The sequence below is a fragment of the Acidovorax sp. 106 genome (assembly GCF_003663825.1).
Taxonomy (GTDB): domain Bacteria; phylum Pseudomonadota; class Gammaproteobacteria; order Burkholderiales; family Burkholderiaceae_C; genus Acidovorax.
Genome location: NZ_RCCC01000001.1, coordinates 1 through 26,976, shown reverse-complemented (window position 1 = coordinate 26,976; position 26,976 = coordinate 1). Strand labels below are relative to the sequence as shown.

The following is a 26,976-nucleotide window of genomic DNA, read 5'->3' as shown; positions in this document are numbered from 1 at the left end:
CTGCGGGTGCGCAGTGTCTGGGGCGATGCAGGGCGCGCGGGTGTGGGCGGCTCGGACCGGTCTCCAGCCCCAGCCATCAACCCATTGCCTCCATGCTTGCAACCCACAACCTGACCATCCGCTTTGGCGGCCATGTGGCGGTCAATGGTGTGACCTGTGCCTTTGCGCCGGGCACGCTCACCGCCATCGTGGGCCCCAATGGCGCGGGCAAGACGACGTATTTCAACCTCATCTCGGGCCAGCTCAAGGCCAGTGCGGGCAGCGCGCAGCTGGGCGGGCAAGACCTGACAGCGCTCAGCCCCTCGGCCCGCACCCGTGCGGGGCTGGGCCGGGCGTTTCAGCTCACCAATCTGTTCCCCAACCTGAGCGTGCTGGAGAACGTGCGCCTGGCGGTGCAGGCCACGCAGGGTGGCCCGCACCGCCGGGGGCTCAACCTGTGGAGCATCTGGAGCGACCACCGCCAGCTCACCGAGCGGGCCGAATCCATCTTGCACACCGTGGCCCTGTTCGAGCGGCGTGACACCCCCGTGGCCAGCTTGCCGCATGGCGACCAGCGCAAGCTGGAAGTGGCCTTGCTCATGGCGCTGGAGCCGCAGGTCTACATGTTTGACGAGCCCACCGCAGGCATGAGCCACGACGAGGCCCCGGTGATCTTGAACCTGATCCGCGAACTCAAAAAAGACAAGACCAAGATCATCCTGCTGGTGGAGCACAAGATGGACGTGGTGCGCGAGCTGGCCGACCGCATCATTGTGCTGACCAACGGCACGCTGGTGGCCGATGGCGCACCCGCCGAGGTGATCGCATCGCCGGTGGTGCAGGAGGCGTACCTGGGCGTCTCCAAAGATGAGCCCATAGAACAGAGGGAGGCCGCATGAGCAGCACCGCCAACCTCCTGGAGCTCAAAGGCGTTCACACGCACATCGGGGCGTACCACATCCTGCACGGCGTCGATCTCGCCATCCCCAAGGGCCAGCTCACCATGCTGCTGGGCCGCAACGGCGCGGGCAAGACGACCACGCTGCGCACCATCATGGGCCTGTGGCAGGCCTCGCAGGGCAGCATCCACTTCAACGGGCGCGACATCACCCGCCTGCACACACCGCAGATTGCGGGGCTGAACATTGCCTATGTGCCCGAGAACATGGGCATCTTTGCCGACCTGACGGTGAAGGAAAACCTGCTGCTGGCCGCACGCAAGGCCAGCAACGCAGCGCAGATGGACGCGGCCCGGCTGCAATGGATCTTCCGGCTGTTCCCGGCCGTGGAGAAGTTCTGGAACCACCCGGCAGGCAAGCTCAGCGGCGGGCAAAAGCAGATGGTGGCCGTGGCCCGCGCCATCATCGAGCCGCGTGACCTGCTCATCGTGGACGAACCCAGCAAGGGCCTGGCCCCCGCCATCATCAACAACATGATCGAGGCGTTCGACCAGCTCAAAAAGAGCGGAGTGACCATCTTGCTGGTTGAGCAAAACATCCACTTTGCCAAACGCCTGGGCGACAACGTCGCCGTGATGGACAACGGCCGCGTGGTGCACGCCGGCAGCATGGCCGCGCTGGCGGCGGACGAGGCATTGCAGCAGTCGCTGCTGGGGCTGTCGCTATGAAATACAAGTCAAATCGGACTCCAGCGCATATATATCAAGCGCAGGCAGCTATCAAAAAAGAAGTAAATCATGACCCCGTAGGAGGCCACGCATGACCGCCCGCATGACTGCCAGCGACTTCGACTGGAAGCCCCTGGCGCTGGTGCCGCTGCTGGCGCTCATCACGCTGCCGCTGGTGGGCTCGCCCAGCACCTGGCTCACGCTCACGGTGGCGGGGCTGGCCATGGGCATGATCATCTTCATCATCGCGTCGGGCCTCACACTCGTGTTTGGGCTGATGGACGTGCTCAACTTTGGCCACGGTGTGTTCATTGCGCTGGGGGCCTTTGTGGCTACCAGCGTGCTGGGCGCAATGGGCGACTGGACGGGCTCTGACCAGCTGTGGCGCAACATGGTGGCAGTGCTGCCCGCCATGCTGGTGGCCATGGCGGTGGCGGGCGCGGTGGGCCTGGCGTTTGAGCGCTTCATCGTGCGGCCCGTGTACGGCCAGCACCTCAAGCAGATCCTCATCACCATGGGCGGCATGATCATTGGCGAGGAACTCATCAAGGTCATCTGGGGCCCGCAGCAAATCCCGCTGCCGCTGCCGGGCGGCATGCGCGGCTCGCTGCTGCTGGGCGATGCCGCCATCGAGAAATACCGCCTCGTCGCCGTGGCCGTGGGCCTGGTGGTGTTTGGCGTGCTGGCCTGGACGCTGTCGCGCACCAAAGTCGGCCTGCTCATCCGCGCCGGTGTGCAAGACCGCGAGATGGTCGAAAGCCTGGGCTACCGCATTCGCCGCCTGTTTGTGGCGGTGTTTGTGGTGGGCTCGGCCCTGGCGGGGCTGGGCGGCGTGATGTGGGGCCTGTACCAGCAAAGCGTGGTGCCGCAGATGGGCGCGCAGGTCAACGTGCTGATCTTCATCGTCATCATCATCGGCGGCTTGGGCAGCACGGGCGGGGCGCTGATTGGCGCGCTGCTGGTGGGCCTCATGGCCAACTACACCGGCTTTCTGGCCCCCAAGGTGGCGCTGTTTTCCAACATCGCGCTCATGGTCGCCATCCTGCTGTGGCGCCCCCAAGGCGTGTACCCCGTCACGAACCGTTGAGGAGCCGCAAGCATGTTGAACCGACTTCTCTCTGGTGACTATCCCCGCAGCAAGCTGCTCGCAGCCATCTTGCTGGCCGTGCTGCTGGGCCTGGCGTTGGCGCCGTTTCTGTTTCCTGGCGTCAAGGCGCTGAACGTGGCGGCCAAGGTGCTGGTGTTTGTGGTGCTGGTGGCCAGCTTTGACTTGCTGCTGGGCTACACCGGCATCGTCAGCTTTGCGCACACCATGTTCTTTGGCATTGGGGCCTATGGCATTTCCGTGGCCACCACGCGCATGGGGCCCACGTGGTCGGCCCTGCTGGTGGGGGTGGGCGGGGCGTTGCTGCTGTCGCTGCTCTTGTCGCTGGCGGTGGGCCTGTTCTCGCTGCGCGTGCGGGCCATCTTTTTTGCCATGATCACCTTGGCCGTGGCGGCGGCGTTCCAGACGCTGGCCTCGCAGCTGTCGGACATCACCGGCGGTGAAGACGGCCTCACCTTCAAGGTGCCCGAGGTGCTGTCACCCAGCTTCGAGCCGTTTGACGATCCCTTCCTGGGCGTGGCCATTGATGGGCGGTTGATTTGCTACTACCTGCTGTTCGTCACGGCGGTGGTGCTGGTGCTGGCATTGCTGCGCATCGTCAACTCGCCCTTTGGCCGCGTGCTGCAGGCCATCCGCGAGAACGAGTTCCGCGCCGAGGCCATTGGCTACCGCGTGGTGGTGTACCGCACCACGTCCAGCGTGTTGTCGGCCCTGTTTGCCACGTTGGCGGGCTGCATGCTGGCGCTTTGGCTGCGCTACAACGGGCCAGACACCTCGCTCAGCTTCGAAATCATGATGGACTGCCTGCTCATCGTCGTCATCGGCGGCATGGGCACCATCTACGGCTCGGCCATTGGCGCCGTGCTGTTTTTGGTGGCGCAAAGCTATCTGCAAGACCTGCTGCGCCTGGGCAGCGAGGCCGCAACCAGCCTGCCCTGGCTGGCCGCCTTGCTGTCGCCCGACCGTTGGCTGTTGTGGCTGGGCGTGCTGTTTGTGCTGTCGGTCTATTACTTCCCCACCGGCGTGGTGGGGCGCTTGCGCGCTGCGGCGGCGCACAGGCCGGGATGAGGGTGCGGAGTTTCTGACTTCGCGGCTCCATGACTTCTTGAATCGGTGTGATGGTCGTGCAACAAAAACCAAACCTGGAGACAAGCGCATGAAAACCTGTGTTCGCCCGTTCCTGCCTGCGGCCGTGGCCGCTGCTGTGTTGGCCGCCTGCGGCGGCGGTGGGGGAGATGGCAGCAACGCCATCCCCAACACCAAGCCTGCGTACCTGGGGCCCATCCAGGCCACGGCTTACGACGGCACCACCGACGACCTGCTTACCGCCGGCCTGGGTAAAACCGGCCTGGCCGCAGCGGCCGCCCCGGCGTATGCCGACCCCCTCAAGCCCACGGCGGCCGAGCTGCGCCGCACCACCATCCACACCAACTACCGCGCCTTGCTCGACATGACAGCGGCAGGTGGTTATGGCAGCCTGTATGGCCCCAACGTCGATGCGCAGGGCAACATCACCGCCAGCGAGGGCAAGGTGGCAGGCACCGAATACATCGCCTTTGCCGACGATGGCAGCGGGCGGCAGAACGTCACCCTCATGGTGCAGGTGCCTGCCAGCTTCAACCCGCAAAAACCGTGCGTCATCACGGCCACGGCATCGGGCTCGCGCGGGGTGTATGGCGGCCTCAGCACGGGCGAGTGGGGCCTCAAGCGCGGCTGCGCCGTGGCCTACTCAGACAAGGGCACAGGCGCTGCCCCGCACGACCTGCAAAACGACACTGTGCCGCTGATCAATGGCACCCGTGCCACGGCCACGGCGGCAGGCAAGAACGCCGCGTTCAACGCAGGCCTCTCGGCCAGCGAACTGGCCGCTTTCAATGCAGCCACGCCCAACCGCTTTGCCTTCAAACACGCCCACTCGGGCCAGAACCCCGAGAAAGACTGGGGCCGCAGCACACTGCAGGCGGTGGAGTTTGCCTACTATGTGCTGAACGAACGCTTTGGCACGCTGGACAACGGCCAGCGTCTCAAGACGCTGAACCCCTCCAACACCATCGTCATCGCGTCCAGCATCTCCAACGGCGGCGGCGCCGCCATTGCGGCGGCAGAGCAAGACACCCAGGGCCTGATCAGTGGCGTGGCGGTGTCTGAGCCCGCCGTGGAATTGCCCGCCAACCCTGGCGTGACGGTGCAGCGCGGCAGCACCGCCGTGGCCGTGACTGGCAAGACGCTGGTGGACTTCACCACCTATGCCAACCTCTACCAGCCCTGCGCGGCGCTGGCGCCTTCCATCAGCAGCTCGCCCTACGCAGTTGCCTTTGGCGCGGGCTTTGCGGCCAGTGCCCTGCCCATTGCGCCCAACCGCTGCTCCGCCTTGGTCGCAGCGGGCTTGCTCACGGGCAGCACCCCCGCCGCGCAGGCAGAGCAGGCGCTGCAAAAGCTGCGCGACTATGGGTGGGAGGCCGAATCGAGCGACTTGCACGCATCCCTGGCTGCGTTTGAAGTGGCCCCGGCTGTGGCGGTCACCTTTGCCAATGCACTCTCTCGCGCCAGCGTGAAGGACCACCTCTGCGGCTACAGCTATGCCGCCACCACATCCACTGGCGCCGTGGGGCCGATGGCGCCTGCGGCGCTGGCGGGCATGTTTGCCACGGGCAATGGGGTGCCGCCTTCCAGCGGGGTACAACTCATCAACAACAACGGCAAGTTGGGGGCAGGGCGCGACTTTTTGTCGGTGTCTGCCAGCGGCCTGGCCGACTGGAACACCGCCGGTGCGCTGTGCCTGCGCAACCTGGTCACCGGCACCGATGCCGCCGCGCAAAAACTGCAAGCCGGGGTGGACGAAACCCGCCGCAATGGCAACCTGCGCGGCAAGCCCGCCATCATCGTGCACGGCCGCGCTGATGCGCTGCTGCCCGTCAGCCACACCTCCCGGCCCTACGCAGCCCTCAACCGCAAGGTGGAAGGCAGCGCGAGCAAGCTGCGCTATGTGGAGGTAACCAACGCCCAGCACTTCGACAGCTTCATCGGTTTGCCCTCCGTGCTGCCCGGCTACGACACGCGCTATGTGCCCCTGCATGTGTATTTGAACCGCGCTCTGGACGCTATGTACGACCACTTGGCGAGCGGCAAAACACTGCCCGCCAGCCAAGTGGTGCGCACCGTGCCACGCGGCGGCACGCCCGGCAGCGCCCCGGCCATCACCACCGCCAACCTGCCCCCTATGGCGGCCACACCGCTTGTGGGCGATGCCATTGCCATCACTGCGGGGTCCATCGCCATCCCCGACTAGGCGCCCATGCTAGGCAAGGCCCATCAGGGCTTTGCCTGGCAGTTTGTCCCGTTTCACAGGCCATCACCATGTCTCCCATCTCCCGCTACGCCACCTGCGCTGGTTACGAAATCCACTACACCGAATGGGGCCAGCCCGACGCCCCGGTGGTGATCGCATGGCATGGCCTAGCGCGCACCGGGCGCGATATGGACGACCTGGCTGCGCATCTGGCAGACCGCTACCGCGTCATTTGCCCAGACACCATCGGCCGGGGCCTGAGCCAGTGGAGCCGCCAGCCGCTGCACGAATACCGCCTGGCGTTCTATGCCCGCATCGCTGCCGACCTGTTCGATCAACTGGGCATTGAGCGTGCGCACTGGGTAGGCACCTCGATGGGCGGCGCTATTGGCACGGTGTGCGCTGCAGGGGTATTTGAGCCCAGCTTGCGGGGGCGCATTGCCAGCCTGCTGCTCAACGACAACGCCCCGCGCCTGGCCGATGCCGCACTGGAGCGCATTAAGGCCTATGCGGGGCAACCGCCTGCGTTTGATACGGTGGCCGAGCTGGAGGCATTCTTTCGTCAGGTGTATCAGCCCTACGGCTGGCTCAGCGATGCGCAGTGGCGGCGGTTGACCGAAACATCAACCCGCCGCCTGCCCGATGGGCGCGTGACGCCGCACTACGACCCGGCCATGGTGCAGCAGTTCACGCACCACGAAAATGATTACCTGATCTGGGATCACTATGACCGGCTGAACATTCCCGTGCTGTGCCTGCGCGGCGCCGATTCAGACTTGGTGCTGCCCGAAACCATCGAAGAAATGCACCGCCGTGGCCCCGGCGCCAAGGGGCTGCTGCAGGTGGTGGAGGTGCCCGGCTGCGGGCACGCCCCTGCGCTGAATGTGCCGGAGCACTATGCACTGGTGGATGGGTTTTTAGCGCGCGGCTGAGCGCCGTTGCCCCACGTTAACTGGGGGTGTCAGGCCTTTTGAATACCCCGGCTACAAGCCAGGGCCTGGCCCAGTTGCTCCGCCACGATGGCCCAGTCGGCATCGGCCGCAATCGCTTCCCGCAGAAACTTGGCCTGGGCCGGGCTCCATACCGCGACATCGGGCAGGCTGCACTGGGCCGCATTCGGGCGGTGTGTCGCAATAAAGTGGGTGATGGACGCTTCGTCAGAGGGCAGACCCAACTGGGCAAACAGATCGGAAAGGGTGTGGATTCCGGATTCCATGGGGGCTCCTTCGGTCGGTGGACGTTGCCAAGGGCGGGCATCTGCCCCGTGGGGGCAATGGCCTGCGCTTGGGTGTGCCTCTCATTCGAACACGGCCCGAATGGCGTGCCTTGTAGGACTCTGCAGCACTTGGCAGTGGGCGCCCAGCGTGCAGGCCGCCGCCTGGGTCAAAGCCCCAGTTGCTTGAGCGCGGCCTGCAGCCCCGTCAGCCCGCCTACGCGCTGATCGTTGATGAACACCTGGGGCATTTGTCGCACGGCCGGGCCGCACTTGTCGTAGAAGGCCAGGCGCTCGGCTTCGTCGTCGATCTTGATTTCTTCGTAGGGCAGCGAGCGCGCCTTCAGCAGGCTCTTGGCCGATTCGCACTGGGGGCAGGCGGACTTGGAGTAGACAGTGATCTTGAGGGTCATGGGTTCGATTTTAGGTGCTGGCCTGTGCTGGCACCCGGCACGCTGTCAGTGCCCGGTGGCCCTTGGGGGTCAGTTGCTATGGATTGGGTATACCATTTGGTTTGTTTTGTGACTGATTGGTTTTTATGACCGCACCCACCCTTTTACTTCGGCGCGCAGTCCTGGTTGCTGCGCTGGGCACTGTTGCCGTGTTGGCGGGGTGCTCATCCACCCAGCCTCCCGAGGGCATCACCCCCGTCACGCCGTTTGACTTAGCCCGCTATGAGGGGCGCTGGTACGAGGCCGCGCGGCTAGACCATTCGTTTGAGCGTGGAATGACCGACGTGTCTGCCACCTACCAGCGCCAGGCCGACGGCAGCGTGCGCGTGCTCAACCGGGGTTTTGACACCGCCAAGAACGACTGGCGCGAGGCCGAGGGCAAGGCCAAATTCACAGGCGATGCCAACACGGCCTCGCTCAAGGTATCGTTCTTTGGCCCGTTCTATGGCGGCTACCACGTGGCCGCGCTGGATGCGGACTACCAGTGGGCCCTGGTGGTGGGGCCAGATCGCAGCTACTGCTGGATCTTGTCGCGCAGCAAGCAGCTAGCGCCAGCCGTGCGCGAGCAGCTCACGGCCCGCGCACAAGCGCTTGGCATAGACACCCAAGCCCTCATCTGGGTGACCCACGAACGCACCGACCCGAAACCATGAGCCGCTCCGCAACCTCCACCTTGCCCATCTCCGTGATCGGTGCAGGCCTGGCGGGCCTGTCGTGCGCGCAGGCCTTGCTGCAGGCGGGGCACACCGTGCATGTGTTCGACAAAAGCCGGGGCCCCTCTGGCCGCATGAGCACTCGCCGTGCCGAGGACGCGGCAGGCCCCTGGCAGTGCGACCACGGCGCGCAGTACTTCACCGCACGCGATCCGCAGTTCCGCGCCGAGGTGGCCCGCTGGCAGCAGGCCGGGGTCGCTGCAGTGTGGGACGCTCGCCTGGCCAGCTTTGACGGCACCGCGTGGACCACGCCCGCCACCCCGCTGGAGCGCTTTGTGGGCACGCCACGCATGACGTCGCCTGCTGGCTGGCTGGTGCAGGGCCTGCAGCAGGTGGGCGACCGGGCGCTGGCGCAGTGGCAAACCACCGTGCAAAAGCTGGAGCGCACCGCCGATGGCTGGGCCATCACCTCGGCCGAGCAGGGCTTGCACGCGCAGCGCTACAGCGCCGTGCTGCTGGCCGTGCCAGCACCGCAAGCCGTGCCCCTGCTGCACCCCGTAGCCTCCACGGGCGCTGCGGTGGCCGCCAGCGCACGCATGCGCGGCAGCTGGGCGGTGATTGTGCGCTGCGCCGCGCAGGTTGGCCTGCCGTGGGACGGTGCCTTTATCAACACCGGCCCGCTGCGCTGGGTGGCGCGCGACAGCAGCAAGCCTGGTCGCACGGCCCCCGCAGGCACTGAAACCTGGCTGCTGCACGCCAGCCCCGAGTGGAGCGAAGCCCACATTGAAGACACTGCCGAGAGCGTGACCGACACCTTGCTGGCTGCGTTCCAGTCGCTGGGAGGCCCTGCGCCCGCCACGCTGCAAGCCACCGCCCATCGCTGGCGCTATGCCGACACCGAGCCCGCCCTCACGCTCGGCTACTGGTGGGATGCCGACGCCCAGCTGGGCATGTGCGGCGACTGGATCAGCGGCGGCAAGGTCGAGGGCGCGTGGCTCAGTGGTCAGTCGCTGGCCCGCGCCTTGGTGGGCTGATCGCGGGCTGACGAGGCCAAAGCGGGACAGGGCAGAGCAGGGTATGGGCTACACCGTCGTCTGGTTCAAACGCGACTTGCGCGTGCACGACCACGCGCCGCTGCACCACGCTGCCGCCCAAGGCCCGGTGCTGTGCCTGTATGTCATCGAGCCCAGCCTGTGGGCCCAGCCCGATGCCGCTCTGCAGCACTACCACTTTGTGCAAGAAAGCCTGCACGACCTGGCCCAGGCCCTGCAGCGGCGGGGCGCCACGCTGCAAGTGGCCGTGGGCGAGGTGGTGGACGTGCTGGCCCGCCTGCACGCGCTGGCACCTTTCCACACCCTGGTGGCGCATGAAGAAACGGGCAACGCCCACACCTATGCCCGCGACCTTGCCGTGGGCCGCTGGTGCCACGCGCAGGGCGTGGCCTGGCGCGAATGGCCGCAGCACGGCGTGGTGCGCCGCCTGCGCTCGCGCGACGACTGGCATGGGCACTGGCAGACCTTCATGCACGCGCCCGTGGTGCTTGCACCTACACCCGGACCCGCACCAGAGGCCCTGCACACCCGCACGCTGCCGTGGCCCGCACAGCCCTGGCCCAGCGGTGCCGCGCTGGGCCTGCCCGCGCACGACCCGCCCCAGCGCCAGCGCGGGGGGCGCAAAGAGGGGCTGCGTGTGCTGCAAGACTTTTTGCTGCAGCGCAGCCAGGGCTACCGGGGCGGCATCTCATCGCCGCTGACAGCGCCCAGCGCCTGCTCGCGCCTCTCGCCCTACCTGGCTATGGGCTGCCTGGGCATGCGCGAGGTGGTGCAGGCCACCCAGCGCCGCCAGCAACAACTCAAGGCCAGCACCGAGCCTGGAGCCGCATGGCAGCGCAAGGGGCTCACCGCCTTCATGAGCCGCCTGCACTGGCATTGCCACTTCATCCAAAAGCTGGAGTCTGAGCCCGCGCTGGAGCACCACAACCTGCACCGGGGCTACAACGGCCTGCGCGAAGGGGAATGGAACCCCGCTCACTTTGATGCCCTGGTGGCCGGGCGCACCGGCTGGCCCATGGTGGATGCCTGCGTGGCCATGCTGCGCGAGACGGGGTGGGTCAACTTCCGCATGCGGGCCATGCTGGTGTCGGTGGCCTCGTACCCGCTGTGGCTGCACTGGCGGCCCGTGGGCGAATGGCTGGCCCGCCAGTTTCTCGATTACGAACCCGGCATCCACTGGAGCCAGCTGCAAATGCAGGCGGGCACCACGGGCATCAACACCACCCGCGTCTACAACCCCATCAAGCAGGCGCAAGACCACGACCCGCACGGCCACTTTGTGCGCCAGTGGCTGCCCGCCTTGCGCCGCGTGCCCGATGCCTGGCTGTTGGAGCCCTGGCGCATGCCGCCCGATGTGCAAGCCCGCTGCGGCGTGCGCGTGGGCCACGACATTGCCGTGCCGCTGGTAGAGCTGGACTCCGCCACCCGCACCGCCAAAGCCCGCGTGCACGGCCTGCGCGCCCAGCCTGCCGTGCGCGAGGCCAAAGCCGCGATTGTGGAAAAGCACGGCTCCCGCCAGTTTCGCGATGGCGGCAGCCCCCAGGCACGCGCCCGCGCACGCAACGCCGCCCAGCACCCCCAGCAGCAAACCCTGGACTTTTGAACCATGCGCATGCGCAAAAAACAAGACCTTCCGCAAAAGACCTGCCTGCACTGCGGCCTGCCCTTTACCTGGCGCAAGAAGTGGGAGAAGGTGTGGGACGAGGTGAAATACTGTTCCGACCGCTGCCGCAGCGAACGCAAGCGCGGCGGCACTTCGCAAGGCTTGGCAGAGGAGGGCACCGCATGAGCACCGTGCTCTTCTGGTTTCGCAACGACCTGCGCCTGCACGACCAGCCCGCGCTGCATGCAGCGCTCACCAGCGGTGCCACGCACCTACTGCCCGTGGTGTGCCTGCCTGCGCCCGATGAACGCACGCCCTGGTGCTTCGCGCGCGTGGGCCCGCACCGCCGCGCCTTCACCGCCGCAGCGCTGCGCGGGTTGCAGCAACAGACGACCGTATTGGGCAACCCATTGCTCATCTGCCAAGCCCCGCCCGCCGCCGCCCTGCCGCAACTGGCACAGGCTGTGGGCGCCACCACCGTGGTGTGCGAAGACATTGCCGCCCCCTACGAGCAGGCCGAGATCGCGGCCCTGCGCGCGGCAGGCCTGCAAGTGCGTACCGTATGGCACAGCAGCCTGCTGCACCCGGCCGACATGCCTTGGCCTGCCTCTGACCTGCCCGGTGTGTTTACCAGCTTCCGCCAGAAGGTGGAGCGCGCAGGCATTACCCCCGCCGCGCCTTTGCCTGCACCCGCCCAGCTGCTGCCGCCACTTGATGTGCCCGCGCCCGTGCTGCAGGCGGTGGGGGCGGAGCAGGGCGCTGCAGCCATCCAGCCACCCGCACCGCCACAGGGCAGCGATGCCCGCTCATCCTTCCCCTACGGCACCCCCGGCTGCGATGGGAGCGAGGGCGCCGTACTGGCCCACCTGGCGCAGTACCTGGCCCGCAAGCTGCCCCACAGCTACAAGGACACGCGCAATGGGCTCACGGGGCTGGATTACTCCAGCAAGTTGTCGCCTTGGCTGGCCACGGGTGCGCTGTCTCCCCGCCAGATTTATGCCGACCTGAAAGCCTTTGAGCGCAACCACGGAGCCAACGATGGCACCTACTGGCTGTGGTTCGAGCTGCTGTGGCGCGACTACTTTCGGCTGCTGCACCTGCAATACGGCGCGGGGCTGTACCGGGCGCGCGGCCTATCCGAACTGCCACTCGCCCAGCACAACCAGCGCGGTTTTGAGCGCTGGTGCCAGGGCGAGACGGGCGAGCCGCTGGTCGATGCCGCCATGCGCGAACTCGCGGCCACCGGGTATCTGAGCAACCGCCTGCGCCAGGTGGTGGCCAGTTACCTCATCTACGACCTGCGGGGCGACTGGCGCGCAGGCGCGGCATGGTTTGAATCGCAACTGGTGGACTACGACGTGTACAGCAACCAAGCCAACTGGCTCTACATCGCGGGGCGCGGCACCGACCCGCGCGGGGGCCGCCGCTTCAACCCCACCAAGCAGGCGCAAGACCACGATGCCGACGGCAGCTACCGCCGCCTATGGGGCACGGCATGACCACGCCACAACCCTCCACCCCACAGCGCGCCCACACGTTGCGCCTGCTGCTGGGCGACCAGCTCAACCCCGAACATTCGTGGTTTGCCAGGCCGGACGAAGGCGTGGTCTATGTGCTGATGGAAGTGCGGCAAGAGACCGACTACGTGCTGCACCATGCGCAAAAAATCCTCGCCATCTTCGCCGCCATGCGCGACCTGGCCCGCCACCTGCGCGAGGCCGGGCACCGCGTCCGCTACGTGGCGATTGACGACGCGAGCAACCGCCAGTCGATGCCCGACAACCTGGCCGCCCTCATGGCCCACTACGGAGCGCAGACGCTGCAATACCAGCACCCCGACGAATGGCGGCTGGACGAGCAACTGCGCACCTGGGGTGCCGAGCAAGCCTTTGCCGTGCAGGCCGTCACCAGCGAGCACTTCTACACCACCCGCACCGAAATGGCCGAGGTGTTCAAGGGTCGCAAACAGTGGCTCATGGAGCATTTCTACCGCCGCATGCGCCAGCGCCACAGCGTGCTGATCGACGCAGCGTGCGAGCCCGAAGGCGGCCAGTGGAACTTCGACCACGACAACCGCAAGCCCTGGCCCGGCACGCCCGCATTGCCGCCCGATGCCCGCCCCACGCACGACCACAGCGCCCTGTGGGCCACCATCCAGGCTGCAGGCGTGCAAAGCTTTGGCAGCCCGCAGGCTGCGCAACTGCGCTGGCCGCTGAACCGGGCTGAGGCGCTGGCGTGGCTCGACCACTTCATCACCACCACGCTGCCGCACTTTGGTGCGTATGAAGACGCGATGAGCACGCAGAGCGCGCGGCTCTTCCACTCGCTGCTGTCCTTCGCGCTCAACACCAAAATGCTGCGCCCGCACGAGGTGGTGCAACGCGCCCAGGCTGCGTACCACGCAGGCACCGCGCCCCTGCCTGCGGTGGAGGGCTTTGTCCGCCAGATCCTCGGCTGGCGCGAATACGTGCGCGGCATCTACTGGGCCCACATGCCCGGCTACGACGAGCGCAACGCCTTGGGCCACAACACGCCGCTGCCGGAGTGGTTCTGGACGGGCCAGACCCGCATGCGCTGCATGCAGCACGCCGTGGGCCAGTCGCTGGAGCATGCGTATGCCCACCACATCCAGCGCCTCATGGTCATCGGCAACTTTGCGCTGCTGGCGGGGCTTGACCCGGCCGCTGTGCACCGCTGGTACTTGGGCGTGTACATCGACGCCTTTGAATGGGTGGAGGTGCCCAACACCGTGGGCATGAGCCAATTTGCCGACGGCGGCCTGCTGGCCACCAAACCCTATGTGAGCAGCGCTGCCTACATCGACCGCATGAGCGACTACTGCAGCGGCTGCCACTACGACAAAAAGCAAAAAGTGGGTGAGCGGGCCTGCCCGTACAACGCGCTGTACTGGGACTTTTTTGCGCGCAACGAGGGCACCCTGGGCAATAACTTCCGCCTGGGTATGGTGTACCGCCAGCTGCAAAAGATGCAGGGGCCGCAACTCGATGCGTTGCGTGAGCATGCGGCCAGCTTGCGCACGCGGCTGGATGCTTTGTAGCCACTACCCACCATGCCTTCCGCCTTCGTTCCTCCGTTCGCCCTGAGCCCGCCGAAGGGCTGCATCGCCACCCCCCACCCGTTCAGCCTGAGCCTGTCGAAGGCCACCCCCGTGCCCCGGCTTCGACAGGCTCAGCCCGAACGGTGGTTGTTTGAATACAGACACTGACCCAGAGAGGTTTCGACCATGTCCACCCCATCCCTGCCATCCCTGCAATCCCTGCCCCACGGCTACCGCGCCCTCGTCATCGGCTCCACCGGTGCCATCGGCAGCGCCTTCCTCGCCCACCTGCAGTCCGACCCACGCTGTGCCCTGGCCGTGGGCCTGGGCCGCAACACCCACCCTGCGGTGGACTTGGATGACGAAGCCACCATTGCCGCCGCCGCCCAGCAGCTCAATGCCCAGGGCCCGTGGCACTGCATCATCCACGCCGCAGGCCTGCTGCACGGCCCCCACGGCATGCCCGAAAAGCGTTTGGGCCAGTTGAACTACGCGCAGATGGAAGCCACTTTCCGCACCAACACCTTCGGCCCCGCTCTGGTGCTGGCCCACTTTGCACCGCTGCTGCCCAAGCAGGGGCGCACCCTGTTGGCCGTGCTCTCGGCCAAGGTGGGCAGCATTGGCGACAACCGCCTGGGCGGCTGGTACAGCTATCGCGCCAGCAAGGCCGCGCTCAACATGCTGGTCAAAACCGCATCCATCGAAGTAGCCCGCACCCACCCGCAGGCCGTGCTGGTGGCGCTGCACCCGGGCACCGTCAACTCGGCCTTGTCGGCCCCATTCAACGGCGCGGAAATTGGTCGCCCGGCTGTGGACACAGCGGCGGACATGCTGCGGGTGCTGGATGGCTTGCCGGTGGAGGACACGGGCGGGTTTTATGCGTACAGCGGGGACAAGCTGCCGTGGTAGCTGCTCTTGTACGTGCAGGGAGTTTGCTATCGTTTTGATACTGCATGCGACTGTCTATTAAGCGCTGGAGGGCAATTTGGCCTGATTAGCGACATATCTCAGAGTGAGCAGAACAAAGCCTAGGCGCAGGACTCCAACGGACATGCCGAGTTCTCGGCGCCAAGGAGCAAGCGATGTCCATCAACGCGATCCAGTTCCAACGGGGCCTGTCACTGCCTCAGTTTCAGAGCCTTTACTGCAGCGAGCAGCAGTGCGAGCAGGCCCTGGTGGGCGCACGATGGCCCTTGGGCTGGCGGTGCGCGCACTGCGGCTGCAAGCGCTTTTTTCACACCCGCAATGGCACGGGTCGACTGCTGTGGGAGTGCTTCCTTTGTGGCTACCAAAGCTCCTCCATCGTGGGCACTGTAATGGAACACTCCCATGTGCCCCTGAGGCTGTGGTTCCTGGCCATGTACCTGCTGACGCAGAACAAGAATGCCATCAGCGCCCTGGCGCTCAAGCGCCAGTTGGGCGTGTCCTACAAAACGGCATGGCTGATGAAGCACAAACTGATGCAGGCCATGGCCCAGCGCGATGCGCGCTACCTGCTGCAAGGGCGGGTGGAGATTGACGATGCCTACCTTGGGGGCGAGCGGGCAGGACACATCAACGGCGGGCGCCGCGCAGCCAACAAGACGGCCTTCGTCGCTGCGGTGCAGACCAGCACCGATGGCCGGCCCCTGTACATGTGCCTGACACCTGTGGCGGACTTCACCAACGAGCACATGCGGCAATGGGCACAGGCTCACCTAGCGGCGCGCTGCCACGTGGTCAGCGACGGCACTCGGGCCTTTGCGCAAGTGCAGCAGGCGCAGGCTACGCATGAGCGCTACGTGACTGGCGGTGGGCGCAAGGGGGCACAGACACCTCAGCTGCGTTGGGTGAACACCTTGCTGGGCAACCTCAAGACCAGCATGGCGGGCACCTATCACTCGTTTGACCATACCAGGTATGCACAGCGCTACTTGGCCGAGTTCTGCTGGCGATTCAACCGCCGCTTTGATCTGCCTGCCATGCTGCCCAGGCTGTTGAAAGCCTTGGTGACTGCTGGGCCACTGCCTTTGAAAGTGCTGCGGGTATCTGAGGTAAGTAGCTAATCAGGCAATTTGGCTTGGGGGTTTTTCGATGCGAGCGGGTGCTAGGGGTGAAGTGCAGACCTGACCCCTCTGATCCTCCAGTGGGCCTAGAATTTGTAACTAGGAGGGTAGAACATGGACGACGCGAAGACCTTTGTGCTGGGAATATTTCAAACAGTGAGAGAGCGATTTGGCAACCCACTTGTGAGTGCATTTGTAGTGGCTTGGGCAATTTGGAACTTTCGTCTACTTTTGGTTTTTTTGGGCAGCGGCGATGGGGGCTGGAAAGCCAAAATCAGCTATATCGATAATTACCTCTTTCCTAAGCAATTAGACTGGCTAATCCACGGCTCTCTAATTCCTCTTGGGATAGCACTTACATGGATTTATCTACTTCCTCCGCTACTCAGAAGAATTGCTGCCGATCACGAAAAAAATTTGAACCGTACTCGTGATGCCATTTTTAGTGCAACAGAAGTTCGCACGCTTTCCTCTGAAGAGGCTCTCCACCTTCGCTCGGTGATGATTAAACAGAGGGCAGAGTGGCAGACAGAAAAAGCAGAAACAGTCCAATCACTTGAGAATTTCGCCAAGCGTACTGAAGAGCAGGCCAAGGCCCTTGAATTATCGAAGAAAAGGGAAAATGAGCTTGAGGATGAGATTAAAAAGCTCAAGGCTCCCCCGCCCAAAAAACCATTCGATTTCAATGGAAAATCAACGGAAGAGAAAGCTAAAGCTATCGGAATTCAACTGGATTTGATGGCTGCTTCAAATAATGCACTGGTGACTTTTGATGGAAAGAGAGTCAAATGGCCGTGGTCTACCAATGAGGATGCCAAATTTAATATTCCGCTTGCCCGCTTTGTTGAGAGTCCGTTACGCGAAGAGACGATGGCAGCGACTTTGCTCATCTATAAGCTAGGTTATGTAGGGAAAAAAATGTCTTTCAAAGATTGGGAGGCATTGCTCGAAAAGCATGGATTCAACCGTGCTGCTCAAGAGGTTAACCATCTTTATTTGGTTGGTGTTCTCAGTGGTTTGTCTGCTGAACCAGCATTCGCTGTGAATGAACAAAATATTCCTTTGTGGCTAGCTCAAATCGGGTTCGCCATAACAATCTCTGAAAAGCCATCGGATTAATATTGCTGAAGGCGCTGTGTGCGAATGGTGGGAATTGTAGGTTCATCTATCCTGCACAACCCTACTGTTGGCACGCGGTCTTGAATATGGGTTGGTTGGACAATTTTTGCCATATTTCTGTATTGCTGGATGTGTTTTGATGAAATATGTCCAGATGCTTTATGGTTTTAACAGGCTGAATCTGTGATTCACTATTTCCCAATCCCAAACTTCTTCACCCGATAAGCCATCGTCGCGCGGCTAATCCCCAACAACCGTCCCGCCAGCGCCACATTCCCCCCCGCACTCTGCAACGCCTGCCGCAGCATCTGCTCCTCCGCCTGGTGCAGCGGCGCCACCACGGGCTCAGCGGCTGGCGCTAGCGCCGCACCAGCCCGCGCACTCGCTGCTGCAGTGGATTGGGGAACCTGCACCGCAGCCCCCACCCCCGCCACCCCCTGCGCATGCAACGTCCCCCCGCTGTTCCCCTGCAAGTGCAGCGACATCACCCCGCCGCCACTTTGCTCACCCCCCGCAAACAGGTGGTGCGGCTCAATTGGTTCGCCGTCCGTCGCCAAGATCACCGCCCGTTCAATCAGGTTCTGCAACTCGCGGATGTTGCCGGGGAAGGGGTAATGAAACATCGCCTTCACGGCAGCCTGGCTAAAGCCGGGCACCTGGCGCTGGTGCTTGCGCTGGTAGTGGGCCAGGAAGTGGCTCATCAGCAGGGGGATGTCGTCGCGCCGGTCGCGCAGTGGGGGCAGGTGGATGGGGAAGACGTTGAGGCGGTAGAACAAGTCTTCGCGGAAGGTGCCTTCGCGCACGGCCTGGCGCAGGTTGACGTTGGTGGCGGCCACCAGGCGCACATCTACGCGCACGGTGCGGGTGCCGCCCACGCGCTCTACCTCGCCTTCTTGCAGGGCGCGCAGCAGTTTGCCTTGGGCTACCAAACTTAGCGTGCCGATTTCGTCAAGGAAGAGGGTGCCGCCGTGGGCGCGCTCAAACCGGCCAGGGCGCGATGTGCCTGCGCCCGTGTAGGCGCCGCGCTCCACGCCAAAGAGTTCGCTCTCGACCAGCGTCTCGGGGATGGCCGCGCAGTTGATGGCCACAAAGGGCTGGCTGCTGCGCGGGCTGATGCGGTGGAGCATGCTGGCAAACATCTCTTTGCCCACGCCCGATTCGCCGGTGAACAGCACGGTGGCGGCGGTGGGGGCCACGCGCTGCAGCATGTGGCAGGCGGCGTTGAAGGCGGATGAGGCGCCCACCATGGTGGCGTTTGCCGTGGGATCAGCGGCGGTGCCTGCATTGCCTGACGCCGCCTTGCCCGGTGGCACGCCCAGGTAGGTGGTGCGGGCCTTGCCCTGCGCCCCTTCTGGCATGGAGGTGGGCAGTGTTGCGGGCGGGGTGCCCACAAAGTCCTGTGCGTTCAGATAGAACAGGTCTTGCTCGGGGTCGTCCCACAGTTCGGCCGATTTGCCCACCACGCGGCAGTGCGCCGCGCCGGACGAGCGGCAGTCCACCTCGCGGAAGACGATCATGCGGCCAAACAAGGTGCTGACGTAGCCGGTGGCGTAGCCCACCTGCATCCAGCACGCGGGCGAGCCGCCCACGCCGTAGGCGGCGATGTGTTCGTCGTCTTCGCTGGAGTTGTGCCAGAGGAATTCACCGTCGTAGTCGCCCAGCTCGGCGTTGTAGCGGGCGTGCACCACCTCCACCTGCACCACGCCCTCCAGCGCGTGCAGGCGGGTGCCGGCCATGGCGGCGGCGGTGGGCTCGGCATCGGGCCACTGCTGGCGCACCAGGCGGGCATCGCGCGCGCCGCTGACGTAGCCCGCGCGGGTGAGCAGGCCGCGTGCCTTGTCCAGGCCAATGCTGTCGATCAGCTCGCGCCGCAGCGAGCCCAGCGCCTCGGTGTGCACCAGCACCATGCGCTGGTCTTGCAGCCAGATGCGCCCGTCGCCGGGCGAGAAGAACAGGCATTCGCTGATGTCGGCCACCGTGGGGTGGGCGTGCTGGCTGATGCCGTGGGTGTCAAACCCGCCTAGGGCACGGGGGGCTGCGGCGGGCACGGTGCCCAGCAAGGCCTGGCCTTGGCCCACGGCGTTGCGGTGCAGGTCGGCCAGAGAGATGCGGCGTTTGGGCATGGGCGTGGATTCACCAAAAGTTCATCAAAAAGTGATCATTTGATCCATTGTGATGGACGCATTTGATGATGAATGGTAACTATTTGGCGGCAAAAAATCGCCCGCGCCAGCCGTTTTTTTGCCTAGGGAAAGTCCGTAGCGCTCCCTCTCAAAAAGCCCCTGTTTCGGGCGTTTGGGGGTGCCGTGGCCCCGGTGGCTGGTATGCCCGTTGCAATTTCAGTCCACACCGCTGCAGCCATGCGGTGGGTTTTGATTTCAACCAAGGAGCAATGCGATGGGTGTTTCAGAAAAACCAGGCCTGCTGGACAACCGCCTGTGGGCGGGCAAGGCCTTTGATGGTGCGTGGTCTACCGCGCTGAGCACGGCGCGTGATGCGGTCGAGCCAGCCACGGGCCAGGTGCTCAGCCGCGTGGGCATTGCCAGTGCGGCAGACATGCAGGCCTCCATTGGCCGGGCGCAGCAAGCGCAGGCCGCGTGGGCGGCCACGGGGCCGCGCGAGCGTGCGGCGGTGTTCCACCGCGCGGCCAGCATTTTTGAGCAGCACTTTGACGAGCTGGCCATGACGGTGGCCCGCGAAACCGGCGGTATCGTGCCCAAGGGCCAGCACGAGGTGCGCGAGGCCATCACGCTGTGCCAGCTGGCAGCAGCTTTGCCCATGCAGGCCCAGGGCCAGGTGCTGCCCAGCACGCCGGGGCGCCTGTCGATGGCGCGGCGCGTGCCGCATGGTGTGGTGGGGGTGATCTCGCCGTTCAACTTCCCGCTCATTCTGGGCTTGCGCTCTGTGGCCCCCGCGCTGGCGCTGGGCAATGCGGTGGTGCTCAAGCCCGATACGCGCACGCCGGTGAGCGGCGGTTTCATGATGGCCCGCGTGTTTGAAGAAGCGGGCCTGCCCAAGGGCTTGCTGCAGGTGGTGCCCGGCGATGCCGAGGCGGGCGAGGCGCTGGTGGTGGACGAGCGCGTGCCCATGATCGCCTTCACCGGCTCGCCCGCCGTGGGCCGCCGCATTGGCGCGCTGGCGGGGCAGCACCTCAAAAAGGTGTCGCTGGAGCTGGGCGGCGCCAACAACCTCATCATTTTGGAAGACGCCGACCTGGACGCCGCAGCCAGTGCTGCCGCGTTTGGCGCGTGGTTCCACCAGGGGCAGATCTGCATGGCATCGAACCGCATCCTGGTGCACGAGTCGATTGCCGAAGCCATCTTGCAGCGCATGGTGGGCAAGGCCACGCACCTGCCTGTGGGCGATGGCGCCAGCGGCCAAGTGGCCCTGGGGCCGATGATCGACGCCAAGCAACTGCGGCACTTTGACAGCGTGATCAAGGACAGCGTGGCCCAGGGCGCCAAGCTCGAAGCGGGTGGCACCTTTGAGGGCCTTTGCTACAAGCCCACGGTGCTCTCGGGTGTCAAGCCTGGCATTCGTTCGTTTGACGAAGAGCCCTTTGGCCCGGTGGCCAACCTCGTCACCTTCCGCACCGACGACGAAGCTGTGCAACTGGCCAATACCAGCCAGGGTGGGCTGGCGGCTGCCGTCATCAGCCCCAACGTGGGCCGCGCCCTGGCGCTGGGCCAGCGGCTGCGTGCGGGGATGGTGCACATCAACGACCAGACGGTGAACGACGAATGCATTAACCCCTTTGGCGGCCCTGGCCTGGGGGGCAATGGCAGCAGTGTGGGCGGGCCTGCAGACATGGACGAATACACGCAGTGGCAGTGGATCACCGTGAAGGATGCGCCACCCGCGTTTCCTTTCTGACAGCGCATCAACCTCCCGTTCCGCCTGAGCTTGTCAAAGGCAGGGCGGGCTCCGTACCCTGGCTTCGACAGGCTCAGCCCGAACGGTTGGGGGATGGCAAGACGCTGCTCAAGGCGCGCCAGCCCGTTCGACGGAGCACCCCCAGCCCGTTCACGCTGAGCTTGTCGAAGCGCCGCGCTCACCCCTCGCACCACAACAACATTTGCAGGAGACAACTTTCATGACCCTCAACAACAAAACCATCGTCGTCACCGGCTGCTGCTCCGGCATCGGCGCTGACTTTGCCAAGCTCGCCCGCCAGCAGGGCGCCCGCGTGATTGGTGTGGACCGCAATGCGCCCACGCTCACGCTCGACGGCTTTGTGCCCATAGATCTGGGTGATCCTGCGGCGATTGACGCCGCTATGGCACGGCTGCCCGCCAAGGTGGATGCGCTGGCCAATATTGCGGGTGTGCCCGGCACATCGCCCGCCGAGCTGGTCGGCCGCGTCAATTACCTGGGCCTGCGCCACTTCACGCACCGCGTGCTGGAGCGCATGGGCGAAGGCGGTTCCATCGTCAACATTGCCTCCATCCTGGGGGCAGAGTGGCCCCAGCGCCTGGAACCCCACCGCGCCCTGGGGGCCACCGCCAGCTTTGAAGAGGGCGCCAAGTGGCTGGCTGCGCACCCCGTGCCGCAAGAGACCTGCTACCAGTACTTCAAGGAAGCGCTGATTGTGTGGACGTACACCCAGTCGCAAAAGATCTTCATGGAGCGCGGTGTGCGCATGAACTGCGTGGCCCCCGGCCCGGTGTTCACGCCCATCCTGGGCGACTTTGTGCAGATGCTGGGCCAGGAGCGCGTGGAGAAGGATGCCCACCGCATGAAGCGCCCGGCCTTCAGCGACGAAGTGGCGCCGGTGATCGCCTTCCTGTGCAGCGATGCGGCCCGCTGGGTGAGCGGCATCAACCTGCCTGTGGATGGCGGACTCGCCTCCACCTACCTGTGATCGAAGGGCCCGCACATGTCCGCACAACAGCTCCAGGCCATCTTGCAGATGGCCACGCAAAACCCGCCGCCACCGCAAGCCACCCCCGCGCAGTTGCGCGCGTGGTTTGATGCCAGCAATTCGCAGATGCCTATGGCCCAGGGGCTTCCCGTCCGCACACTGCACATCCCCAACGGGGCGGGTGGCACTATGGCGGCCGAGTTGCCTGAGCACGGCCCATGCCGATGCGCGCAGGCTTGTCATCTACCACCACGCGGGTGGTTTTGTGTTTGGCTCGCTGGCGTCGCACCGGGCGCTGTGCTCGTACTTGGCGCAGTTCAGCGGGGCGCCGGTGCTCAATGTGGACTACCGGCTGGCGCCGGAACACCCCGCGCCCGCCGCGCACGACGATGCGCTGGCTGCGTACGAGTGGGCGCTGGCCCAGGGCTACGCCGCGTCGGCCATCGTGCTGGCGGGCGACTCGGCGGGCGGGCAACCTGGCCTTGTCCACGGGCAGTGCGTGCCCGCGACCTGGGCATGCCGTTGCCTGCGGCCATCGTGGCGTTGTCGCCCGCGCTGGACATGGCGTCGGAAGGCGGGTCCCACCACACCGTGGACGACCCGTTCATCACGCGCGAGCTGATGGGCTTTTTCAACGCCATGTACGTGCCAGGCGGCGACGTGCGTTCGCCCACGGGTCACACCGTTCTACAGCGCCAACCTGCAAGGGCTGCCGCCCGTGCAACTGCAGGTGGGCAGCCAGGAGCGCCTGCGCGACGACGCCGTCACCATGGCCGCGCGCCTGAAAGCAGCGGGGTGTGGAAGCGGACTGCACCGTGTGGGGACGGGCATGGTGCATTGCTTGGCAGCTGTTTGCGCCCCGTGCTGGATGAAGCACTGGCTTCGCTGGAGCAAGCGGGCCGGTTCATCGCAGCGCCACCAGCGCACGGCGGTGGCGGCTGCTGCATAGCGCAGCGCACCCTCAGCCCAACGACCCCAAGGGCCGACGCATCGGCCGCACCGGCAAGGCCGGGGAGCGAGCCTGCGCGCCTTTTGGTCGGGCATTCCTGAAAAAACTGTTCACACAACAAAAAGGAGACAAGCACCATGAAACATCGGACAAAAAACACACCATCCTCCAGCACACGCCGCCTGGCACTGGCTGGCACTGGCCCGGCACGCTGTGCACCGGGTCTTTGCCACCGAGGGCGGGGGCTCCACCTACCCGTCGGCACTGAAACTTCACCGCAAGGGGCAGCGCCACCGCCCGGCTTGTATGTGCTGGAGTACCTGAACCGTTACACCGCCACGCGGGTGAACGACGCGCAAGGCGATGCCGTGCCTGTGCCCGGCTTCAAGGTGCGGGCCAACGTGCGGCGGACGCGCACATCTGGTCACCCCGGTAGAGTTGCTGGGGGGCAATCTGGCGGCCCACACCATCTTGCCGCTGGTAGACCTTTCGGTGCGTGCCGGGGGCGCAAGCGATTCGCGCACTGGCCTGGGCGATGTGACGGTGGGCGGTGGTTGCCTGGCACCACTCGGCCAAGTTGCACACGGTGGCGGGGCTGGACGCCGTGCTGCCCACCGGCGCGTACGACCGCAACCGCCAGGCCAACATCGGGCGCAATTACCTCTCGTTGCAGCCCATTGGCGTGGTGACGTGGATGGACCCGCATGGCCTGAACGCCGACGTGAAGGCCACGCTCAACTTCAACCGCACCAACGACGACACGGGTTACCGCTCAGGGCGCGAGTTCATTGCCGACTACGCCCTGGGCTGGGGCCTGGGGGGCGGCTGGATTGTGGGTGTGAGCGGGTATGTTTACCGGCAGTGGAGTGACGACAAGCTCAATGGCGCGGTGGTGTCCGGCGCACGCGGGCGCAGCCAATCCATAGGCCCGTCCATCCGCTACGCCAACGACAAGGGCTGGCTCATCACCGCCAAGGTCGAAAAAGAGTTTGGCGCACGCAACCGTGCGCAGGGCTCGGCGTTTTGGCTGCGCACCACAGTGCCGTTCTGAGTTCATTGATGCACGCCGAGGGCCTGGCTTTGGGGCCTGGGTGTGCACGCGCTCTGTATGTGCTGTCATGCGCTTTGATGGGGCTTTGCTTGCAACCCCTGCGTTGCTGAAGTGCGAGGCAGGCGACCTCTCTTTGGATCCAAGCGTGGTACATCATGGGAGCTGTGCCCGTTGGCACATCGAAAGATTGGCATGGGCATCGGCAGCACGTTGAAGATTTGGGCCAAGCGCGTCAAGCGCGATGGGGTAACCCTGTGGTTTGCTGGCAAGCACCCCAAGACGCCTTGGTATGCCAAGGCGCTTGGGCTGTTTGTGGTGGCGTATGCGCTGAGTCCGATTGACCTGATCCCCGATTTCATTCCCGTGCTGGGTTATGTGGACGATGTGTTGCTGTTGCCTGGTTTGATCTGGCTGACCTTGCGGCTGTTACCGCCCGATGTGCTGGCCGATTGCCGTGGCCAGGCCGATGCCTGGATGCAGGCCAAGGGCGCCAAGCCCCGCAGCATGGCAGGGGCCGTGCTGGTGGTGGCTTTGTGGCTGGCCGCGGGGGCCGCTTGTGGATGTGGTTGCGGCCGCTGGGTTGAGGGCTAATGTCAGGTGCTCGGCGCCTGTGGCGATTTTTTGTGACACTGCTCAGCCCGGGGCAGATGGCCTGCCCCTTTGGGATACCAAGGAGGAGTGTGCGATGTACCGTCTTCACAGCTTTTGCCAGTCTGGCAATTCGTACAAGGTGGCGTTCTTTTTACGGGCACTGGGCGTGGCGCGTGGGAGCCCGTGTTTGTGGACTTCATGAACGGCATGACCCGCACGGCGGATTGGCGCGAGCAGACCAATCCCATGGGCGAGGCGCCGGTGCTGGAGGATGGTGAGCGCAGCCTGACGCAGTCGGGGGTGATCCTGACTTATCTGGCCCAAAGGCATGCGCCAGCGTATCTGGGGGAGTCTGAGGACGACAAGCTGGAGGTGCTGCGCTGGCTGCTGTTCGACAACCACAAGTTCACCAGTTACTTCGCCACGTTCCGTTTCATGAAGGCCTTTGGTGCCACACCGCCCGAGCCCGCACTGATGGCCTGGCTGCAGGGGCGCATGGACAACGCGTTTGGCATTGTGGACAAGCACCTGGAGGGCCGCACCTTCATGGTGGGTGAGCAGCCCACGATTGCCGACTTCTCGCTGTGCGGCTACCTGTTCTACCCGGTGGAGGAAAGCGGCTACGACGTGGCCACGCGCTACCCGCACATCCATGCATGGCTGCAGCGCTTGCGCCAGCTGCCGGGTTGGGCAGTGCCGTATGAGATTTTGCCGGGCGAGCGCATTTTGCCCAAGTGGTAGGGCGGCCACTTTCGCCCCGCCGGTGGCAGGCTGGGTTTGGGGGCGTAACCCCCGTGCCCCTTGCTACCAACCAAGCCTGCTTCGCTTGGGGGCGCGCTGGTTGGTATCAGTCTGCGCCAGGCTTGTGTGCCCACCGCGCTGCTGGACGTGTGCGGCCCCGGCGCGTGTGCCCTGCACTTTGGCAGGCGCGTCGGTAGGCACGCAGGGTTTGCTCGGCACGGCTGAGCACGGTTTCTTCGAGTGCGCTGGCGTGGTCTGGAGGCAGGGCGCCGGGGGCCATGCCAGAGGCTTCGCCCGTGAGCAGTGCAATGCCCTCGCTTACATGGCCCACGGTGTAGACGTGGGGCACGGCCTCTAGCACCTCGCGTGGCAGCATCAGGTGGCGCTGGTTGCGTGACGGGATGAGCACGCCCTGCGTCCCATCCAGTCCTGCTGTGGCGCAGGCGCGAAACCAGCCCTCGATCTTTTCGTTGATGCCGCCCACGGGCAGCACCTCGCCATGCTGGTTCAGTGCGCCGGTCACGGCAATGCCTTGGCGCAGGGGTAGGCCCGACAAGCTCGACAGCAGCGCGTACAGCTCGGCGCACGAGGCCGAATCGCCTTCTACGCCGCTGTACTCCTGCTCGAACACGATGGAAGCATTCAGCGCCAGGGGGGCTACGTGGCTGAACAGCGCGGTGAGGTAGCTGTGCAGGATGAGCACGCCCTTGTCGTGGATGGGGCCGGACATGTCCACCTCGCGCTCAATGTTGAGCAGGCCTTCCTGCCCCGCGAACGTGCGGGCGGTGATGCGCACCGGAAAGCCGAAGCGGTAGTCGCCCAGGTCGATCTGGGTCAGGGCATTGATCTGGCCGGTGACGCTGCCGCTCAAGGTGATGAGGCGCTCGCCCTCTACGATGGATTCGTGCAGTTGCTCTTCCGGGTAGTTGTGGCGCAGTTGGTGGCGTGTTGGGCTGCGTGCACGTCGGCAGGCTCTACCAAGGCGCCGCTGCGGGCTTGGCACAGGGTGGCGGCTTCCATCAGCAGGGCCTCGATGTGAGCGAACTGGGCGCTTTGGCGGCCTTGGTCATCGGCTTCGCGGGGGCTTGCTCCAGCAGCAAGGCCACGGCGGGGGCGCTGAAGTGGGGCAGGCCCCGGCGTTTGCAGCTGTGCGCCACAAAGATGCACTGGCCTGGCGCGTGGCGGGGCTGGCGGCAAAGCGCTCGACAAAGTCCACCTTGGCGCGAAAGCGCCGGGCGGTGTCGGGGTCGGCGTCTTGCAGGGCGTAGTACTCGTCCACCGATCCGATCAGCACGATCTTCACATTCACGGCCACCGCCTCGGGTTGCAGGGCCACGGGTGCGCCGCTGCTGTTGCTGCCAGACTCGTCGATGTGCAGGCGGTTGCAGCGCAGAAAGCGGCGCAGGCGGGCCCACAGGCCTTCTTCGGTCGTCAGGTCGTGCAGGTGCAGCAACAAGAAGCCGCCATGCGCGCGCAGCAGGCTGCCTGCGCGGATGCCGGTGTAGTCGGCGTGCGGGGTGTCGCCGTCGCTGTGCGCCTCGATGCTGCCAAAACAGGCTGCGGTGCTGGGGGTTGTCTTCGACGATGA

27 protein-coding genes and 1 pseudogene are annotated in these 26,976 nt (G+C 65.2%); 22 read left to right on the top strand and 6 right to left on the bottom strand.

Annotated elements, in window-relative coordinates; genetic code table 11:
- Positions 1-92: 92 nt before the first annotated feature.
- From C8C98_RS00125 to C8C98_RS00100, 6 genes are all read left to right on the top strand, one after another.
- Positions 93-878, top strand: coding sequence for an ABC transporter ATP-binding protein (locus tag C8C98_RS00125; protein ID WP_121452655.1), 786 nt, complete (start codon positions 93-95; stop codon positions 876-878).
- Positions 875-1,606: an ABC transporter ATP-binding protein gene (locus C8C98_RS00120; RefSeq protein ID WP_121452654.1), complete on the top strand. Its 732-nt coding sequence runs from the start codon at positions 875-877 to the stop codon at positions 1,604-1,606. Before C8C98_RS00125 ends, C8C98_RS00120 begins: the two co-directional genes overlap by 4 nt.
- 103 nt (positions 1,607-1,709) lie before the next feature.
- The gene (locus C8C98_RS00115) at positions 1,710-2,693 is read left to right on the top strand and encodes a branched-chain amino acid ABC transporter permease (RefSeq protein ID WP_121455920.1); all 984 of its coding nucleotides are present in this window, start codon (positions 1,710-1,712) and stop codon (positions 2,691-2,693) included.
- A gap of 12 nt (positions 2,694-2,705) precedes the next feature.
- Positions 2,706-3,779, top strand: a complete 1,074-nt coding sequence (locus tag C8C98_RS00110; RefSeq protein ID WP_121452653.1) for a branched-chain amino acid ABC transporter permease — start codon at positions 2,706-2,708, stop codon at positions 3,777-3,779.
- An 88-nt stretch (positions 3,780-3,867) separates the two neighbouring features.
- Complete coding sequence (locus tag C8C98_RS00105) at positions 3,868-6,000, top strand: D-(-)-3-hydroxybutyrate oligomer hydrolase (RefSeq protein WP_121452652.1); 2,133 nt, start codon at positions 3,868-3,870, stop codon at positions 5,998-6,000.
- A 68-nt stretch (positions 6,001-6,068) separates the two neighbouring features.
- Complete coding sequence (locus tag C8C98_RS00100; protein ID WP_121452651.1) at positions 6,069-6,932, top strand: alpha/beta fold hydrolase; 864 nt, start codon at positions 6,069-6,071, stop codon at positions 6,930-6,932.
- A gap of 29 nt (positions 6,933-6,961) precedes the next feature.
- Here C8C98_RS00100 and C8C98_RS00095 read toward each other — a convergent pair whose 3' ends face one another.
- On the bottom strand, positions 6,962-7,216 hold the full coding sequence (locus tag C8C98_RS00095) for a DUF2789 family protein (protein ID WP_121452650.1): 255 nt from the start codon (positions 7,214-7,216) through the stop codon (positions 6,962-6,964).
- 167 nt (positions 7,217-7,383) lie between these two features.
- Positions 7,384-7,626 carry a glutaredoxin gene (locus C8C98_RS00090; protein WP_121452649.1) on the bottom strand — a complete coding sequence of 81 codons (243 nt, stop codon included), beginning with the start codon at positions 7,624-7,626 and terminating at the stop codon, positions 7,384-7,386.
- A gap of 125 nt (positions 7,627-7,751) precedes the next feature.
- On the opposite strand from C8C98_RS00090, the gene C8C98_RS00085 reads away from it, so the two are divergent.
- From C8C98_RS00085 to C8C98_RS21475, 9 genes are all read left to right on the top strand, one after another.
- The gene (locus tag C8C98_RS00085) at positions 7,752-8,318 is read left to right on the top strand and encodes a lipocalin family protein (RefSeq protein WP_121452648.1); all 567 of its coding nucleotides are present in this window, start codon (positions 7,752-7,754) and stop codon (positions 8,316-8,318) included.
- Positions 8,315-9,352, top strand: coding sequence for an NAD(P)/FAD-dependent oxidoreductase (locus C8C98_RS00080; protein ID WP_121452647.1), 1,038 nt, complete (start codon positions 8,315-8,317; stop codon positions 9,350-9,352). Before C8C98_RS00085 ends, C8C98_RS00080 begins: the two co-directional genes overlap by 4 nt.
- A gap of 43 nt (positions 9,353-9,395) precedes the next feature.
- A complete protein-coding gene (locus tag C8C98_RS00075) occupies positions 9,396-10,973 on the top strand; it encodes a cryptochrome/deoxyribodipyrimidine photo-lyase family protein (protein ID WP_121452646.1) in 1,578 nt (525 codons plus the stop codon).
- A 3-nt stretch (positions 10,974-10,976) separates the two neighbouring features.
- Complete coding sequence (locus C8C98_RS22215; RefSeq protein WP_121452645.1) at positions 10,977-11,159, top strand: DUF2256 domain-containing protein; 183 nt, start codon at positions 10,977-10,979, stop codon at positions 11,157-11,159.
- Entirely contained in the window at positions 11,156-12,472 is a 1,317-nt protein-coding gene (locus C8C98_RS00065) for a DASH family cryptochrome (RefSeq protein ID WP_121452644.1), read from the top strand. The genes C8C98_RS22215 and C8C98_RS00065 overlap by 4 nt, the downstream gene beginning before the upstream one ends.
- Positions 12,469-14,031, top strand: coding sequence for a cryptochrome/photolyase family protein (locus C8C98_RS00060; protein WP_121455919.1), 1,563 nt, complete (start codon positions 12,469-12,471; stop codon positions 14,029-14,031). Before C8C98_RS00065 ends, C8C98_RS00060 begins: the two co-directional genes overlap by 4 nt.
- A 186-nt stretch (positions 14,032-14,217) precedes the next feature.
- Positions 14,218-14,940 (top strand): SDR family NAD(P)-dependent oxidoreductase, encoded by a 723-nt coding sequence (locus C8C98_RS00055; protein WP_199726533.1) that lies wholly within the window; start codon positions 14,218-14,220, stop codon positions 14,938-14,940.
- A 173-nt stretch (positions 14,941-15,113) separates the two neighbouring features.
- Positions 15,114-16,076 (top strand): IS1595 family transposase, encoded by a 963-nt coding sequence (locus C8C98_RS00050; protein ID WP_121452643.1) that lies wholly within the window; start codon positions 15,114-15,116, stop codon positions 16,074-16,076.
- Positions 16,077-16,190: 114 nt separating this feature from the next.
- On the top strand, positions 16,191-17,195 hold the full coding sequence (locus tag C8C98_RS21475; protein WP_147436313.1) for a hypothetical protein: 1,005 nt from the start codon (positions 16,191-16,193) through the stop codon (positions 17,193-17,195).
- Positions 17,196-17,386: 191 nt separating this feature from the next.
- On the opposite strand, the gene C8C98_RS00040 is transcribed toward C8C98_RS21475, so the two are convergent.
- Complete coding sequence (locus C8C98_RS00040) at positions 17,387-19,318, bottom strand: sigma-54-dependent Fis family transcriptional regulator (RefSeq protein ID WP_121452641.1); 1,932 nt, start codon at positions 19,316-19,318, stop codon at positions 17,387-17,389.
- A gap of 274 nt (positions 19,319-19,592) precedes the next feature.
- On the opposite strand from C8C98_RS00040, the gene C8C98_RS00035 reads away from it, so the two are divergent.
- The 7 genes and pseudogenes from C8C98_RS00035 to C8C98_RS00010 all read left to right on the top strand — a co-directional run bounded on the left by C8C98_RS00035 (position 19,593) and on the right by C8C98_RS00010 (position 25,388).
- Positions 19,593-21,068, top strand: coding sequence for a benzaldehyde dehydrogenase (locus tag C8C98_RS00035; RefSeq protein ID WP_121452640.1), 1,476 nt, complete (start codon positions 19,593-19,595; stop codon positions 21,066-21,068).
- A gap of 220 nt (positions 21,069-21,288) precedes the next feature.
- Positions 21,289-22,056 (top strand): coniferyl-alcohol dehydrogenase, encoded by a 768-nt coding sequence (locus C8C98_RS00030; protein ID WP_121452639.1) that lies wholly within the window; start codon positions 21,289-21,291, stop codon positions 22,054-22,056.
- A 181-nt stretch (positions 22,057-22,237) separates the two neighbouring features.
- On the top strand, positions 22,238-22,678 hold the full coding sequence (locus C8C98_RS21840; protein ID WP_199726532.1) for an alpha/beta hydrolase fold domain-containing protein: 441 nt from the start codon (positions 22,238-22,240) through the stop codon (positions 22,676-22,678).
- A gap of 78 nt (positions 22,679-22,756) precedes the next feature.
- A complete protein-coding gene (locus C8C98_RS22210) occupies positions 22,757-23,005 on the top strand; it encodes a hypothetical protein (protein ID WP_199726627.1) in 249 nt (82 codons plus the stop codon).
- A 363-nt stretch (positions 23,006-23,368) separates the two neighbouring features.
- A pseudogene (locus C8C98_RS21945) lies at positions 23,369-24,056 on the top strand (transporter).
- Between the two features lie 171 nt (positions 24,057-24,227).
- Complete coding sequence (locus tag C8C98_RS00015) at positions 24,228-24,647, top strand: YkvA family protein (RefSeq protein WP_370450291.1); 420 nt, start codon at positions 24,228-24,230, stop codon at positions 24,645-24,647.
- 114 nt (positions 24,648-24,761) lie between these two features.
- Positions 24,762-25,388 (top strand): glutathione S-transferase family protein, encoded by a 627-nt coding sequence (locus C8C98_RS00010; RefSeq protein WP_370450290.1) that lies wholly within the window; start codon positions 24,762-24,764, stop codon positions 25,386-25,388.
- Between the two features lie 106 nt (positions 25,389-25,494).
- Here C8C98_RS00010 and C8C98_RS22205 read toward each other — a convergent pair whose 3' ends face one another.
- The 3 genes from C8C98_RS22205 to C8C98_RS22195 form a co-directional block, all read right to left on the bottom strand.
- Positions 25,495-26,391: a S16 family serine protease gene (locus C8C98_RS22205; protein ID WP_370450289.1), complete on the bottom strand. Its 897-nt coding sequence runs from the start codon at positions 26,389-26,391 to the stop codon at positions 25,495-25,497.
- A complete protein-coding gene (locus C8C98_RS22200; protein WP_370450287.1) occupies positions 26,280-26,555 on the bottom strand; it encodes a Lon-insertion domain-containing protein in 276 nt (91 codons plus the stop codon). The genes C8C98_RS22205 and C8C98_RS22200 overlap by 112 nt, the downstream gene beginning before the upstream one ends.
- Positions 26,455-26,976 (bottom strand): AAA family ATPase (locus C8C98_RS22195; protein ID WP_370450285.1); only part of this gene is annotated, 522 nt, incomplete at its 5' end. The genes C8C98_RS22200 and C8C98_RS22195, both read right to left, overlap by 101 nt.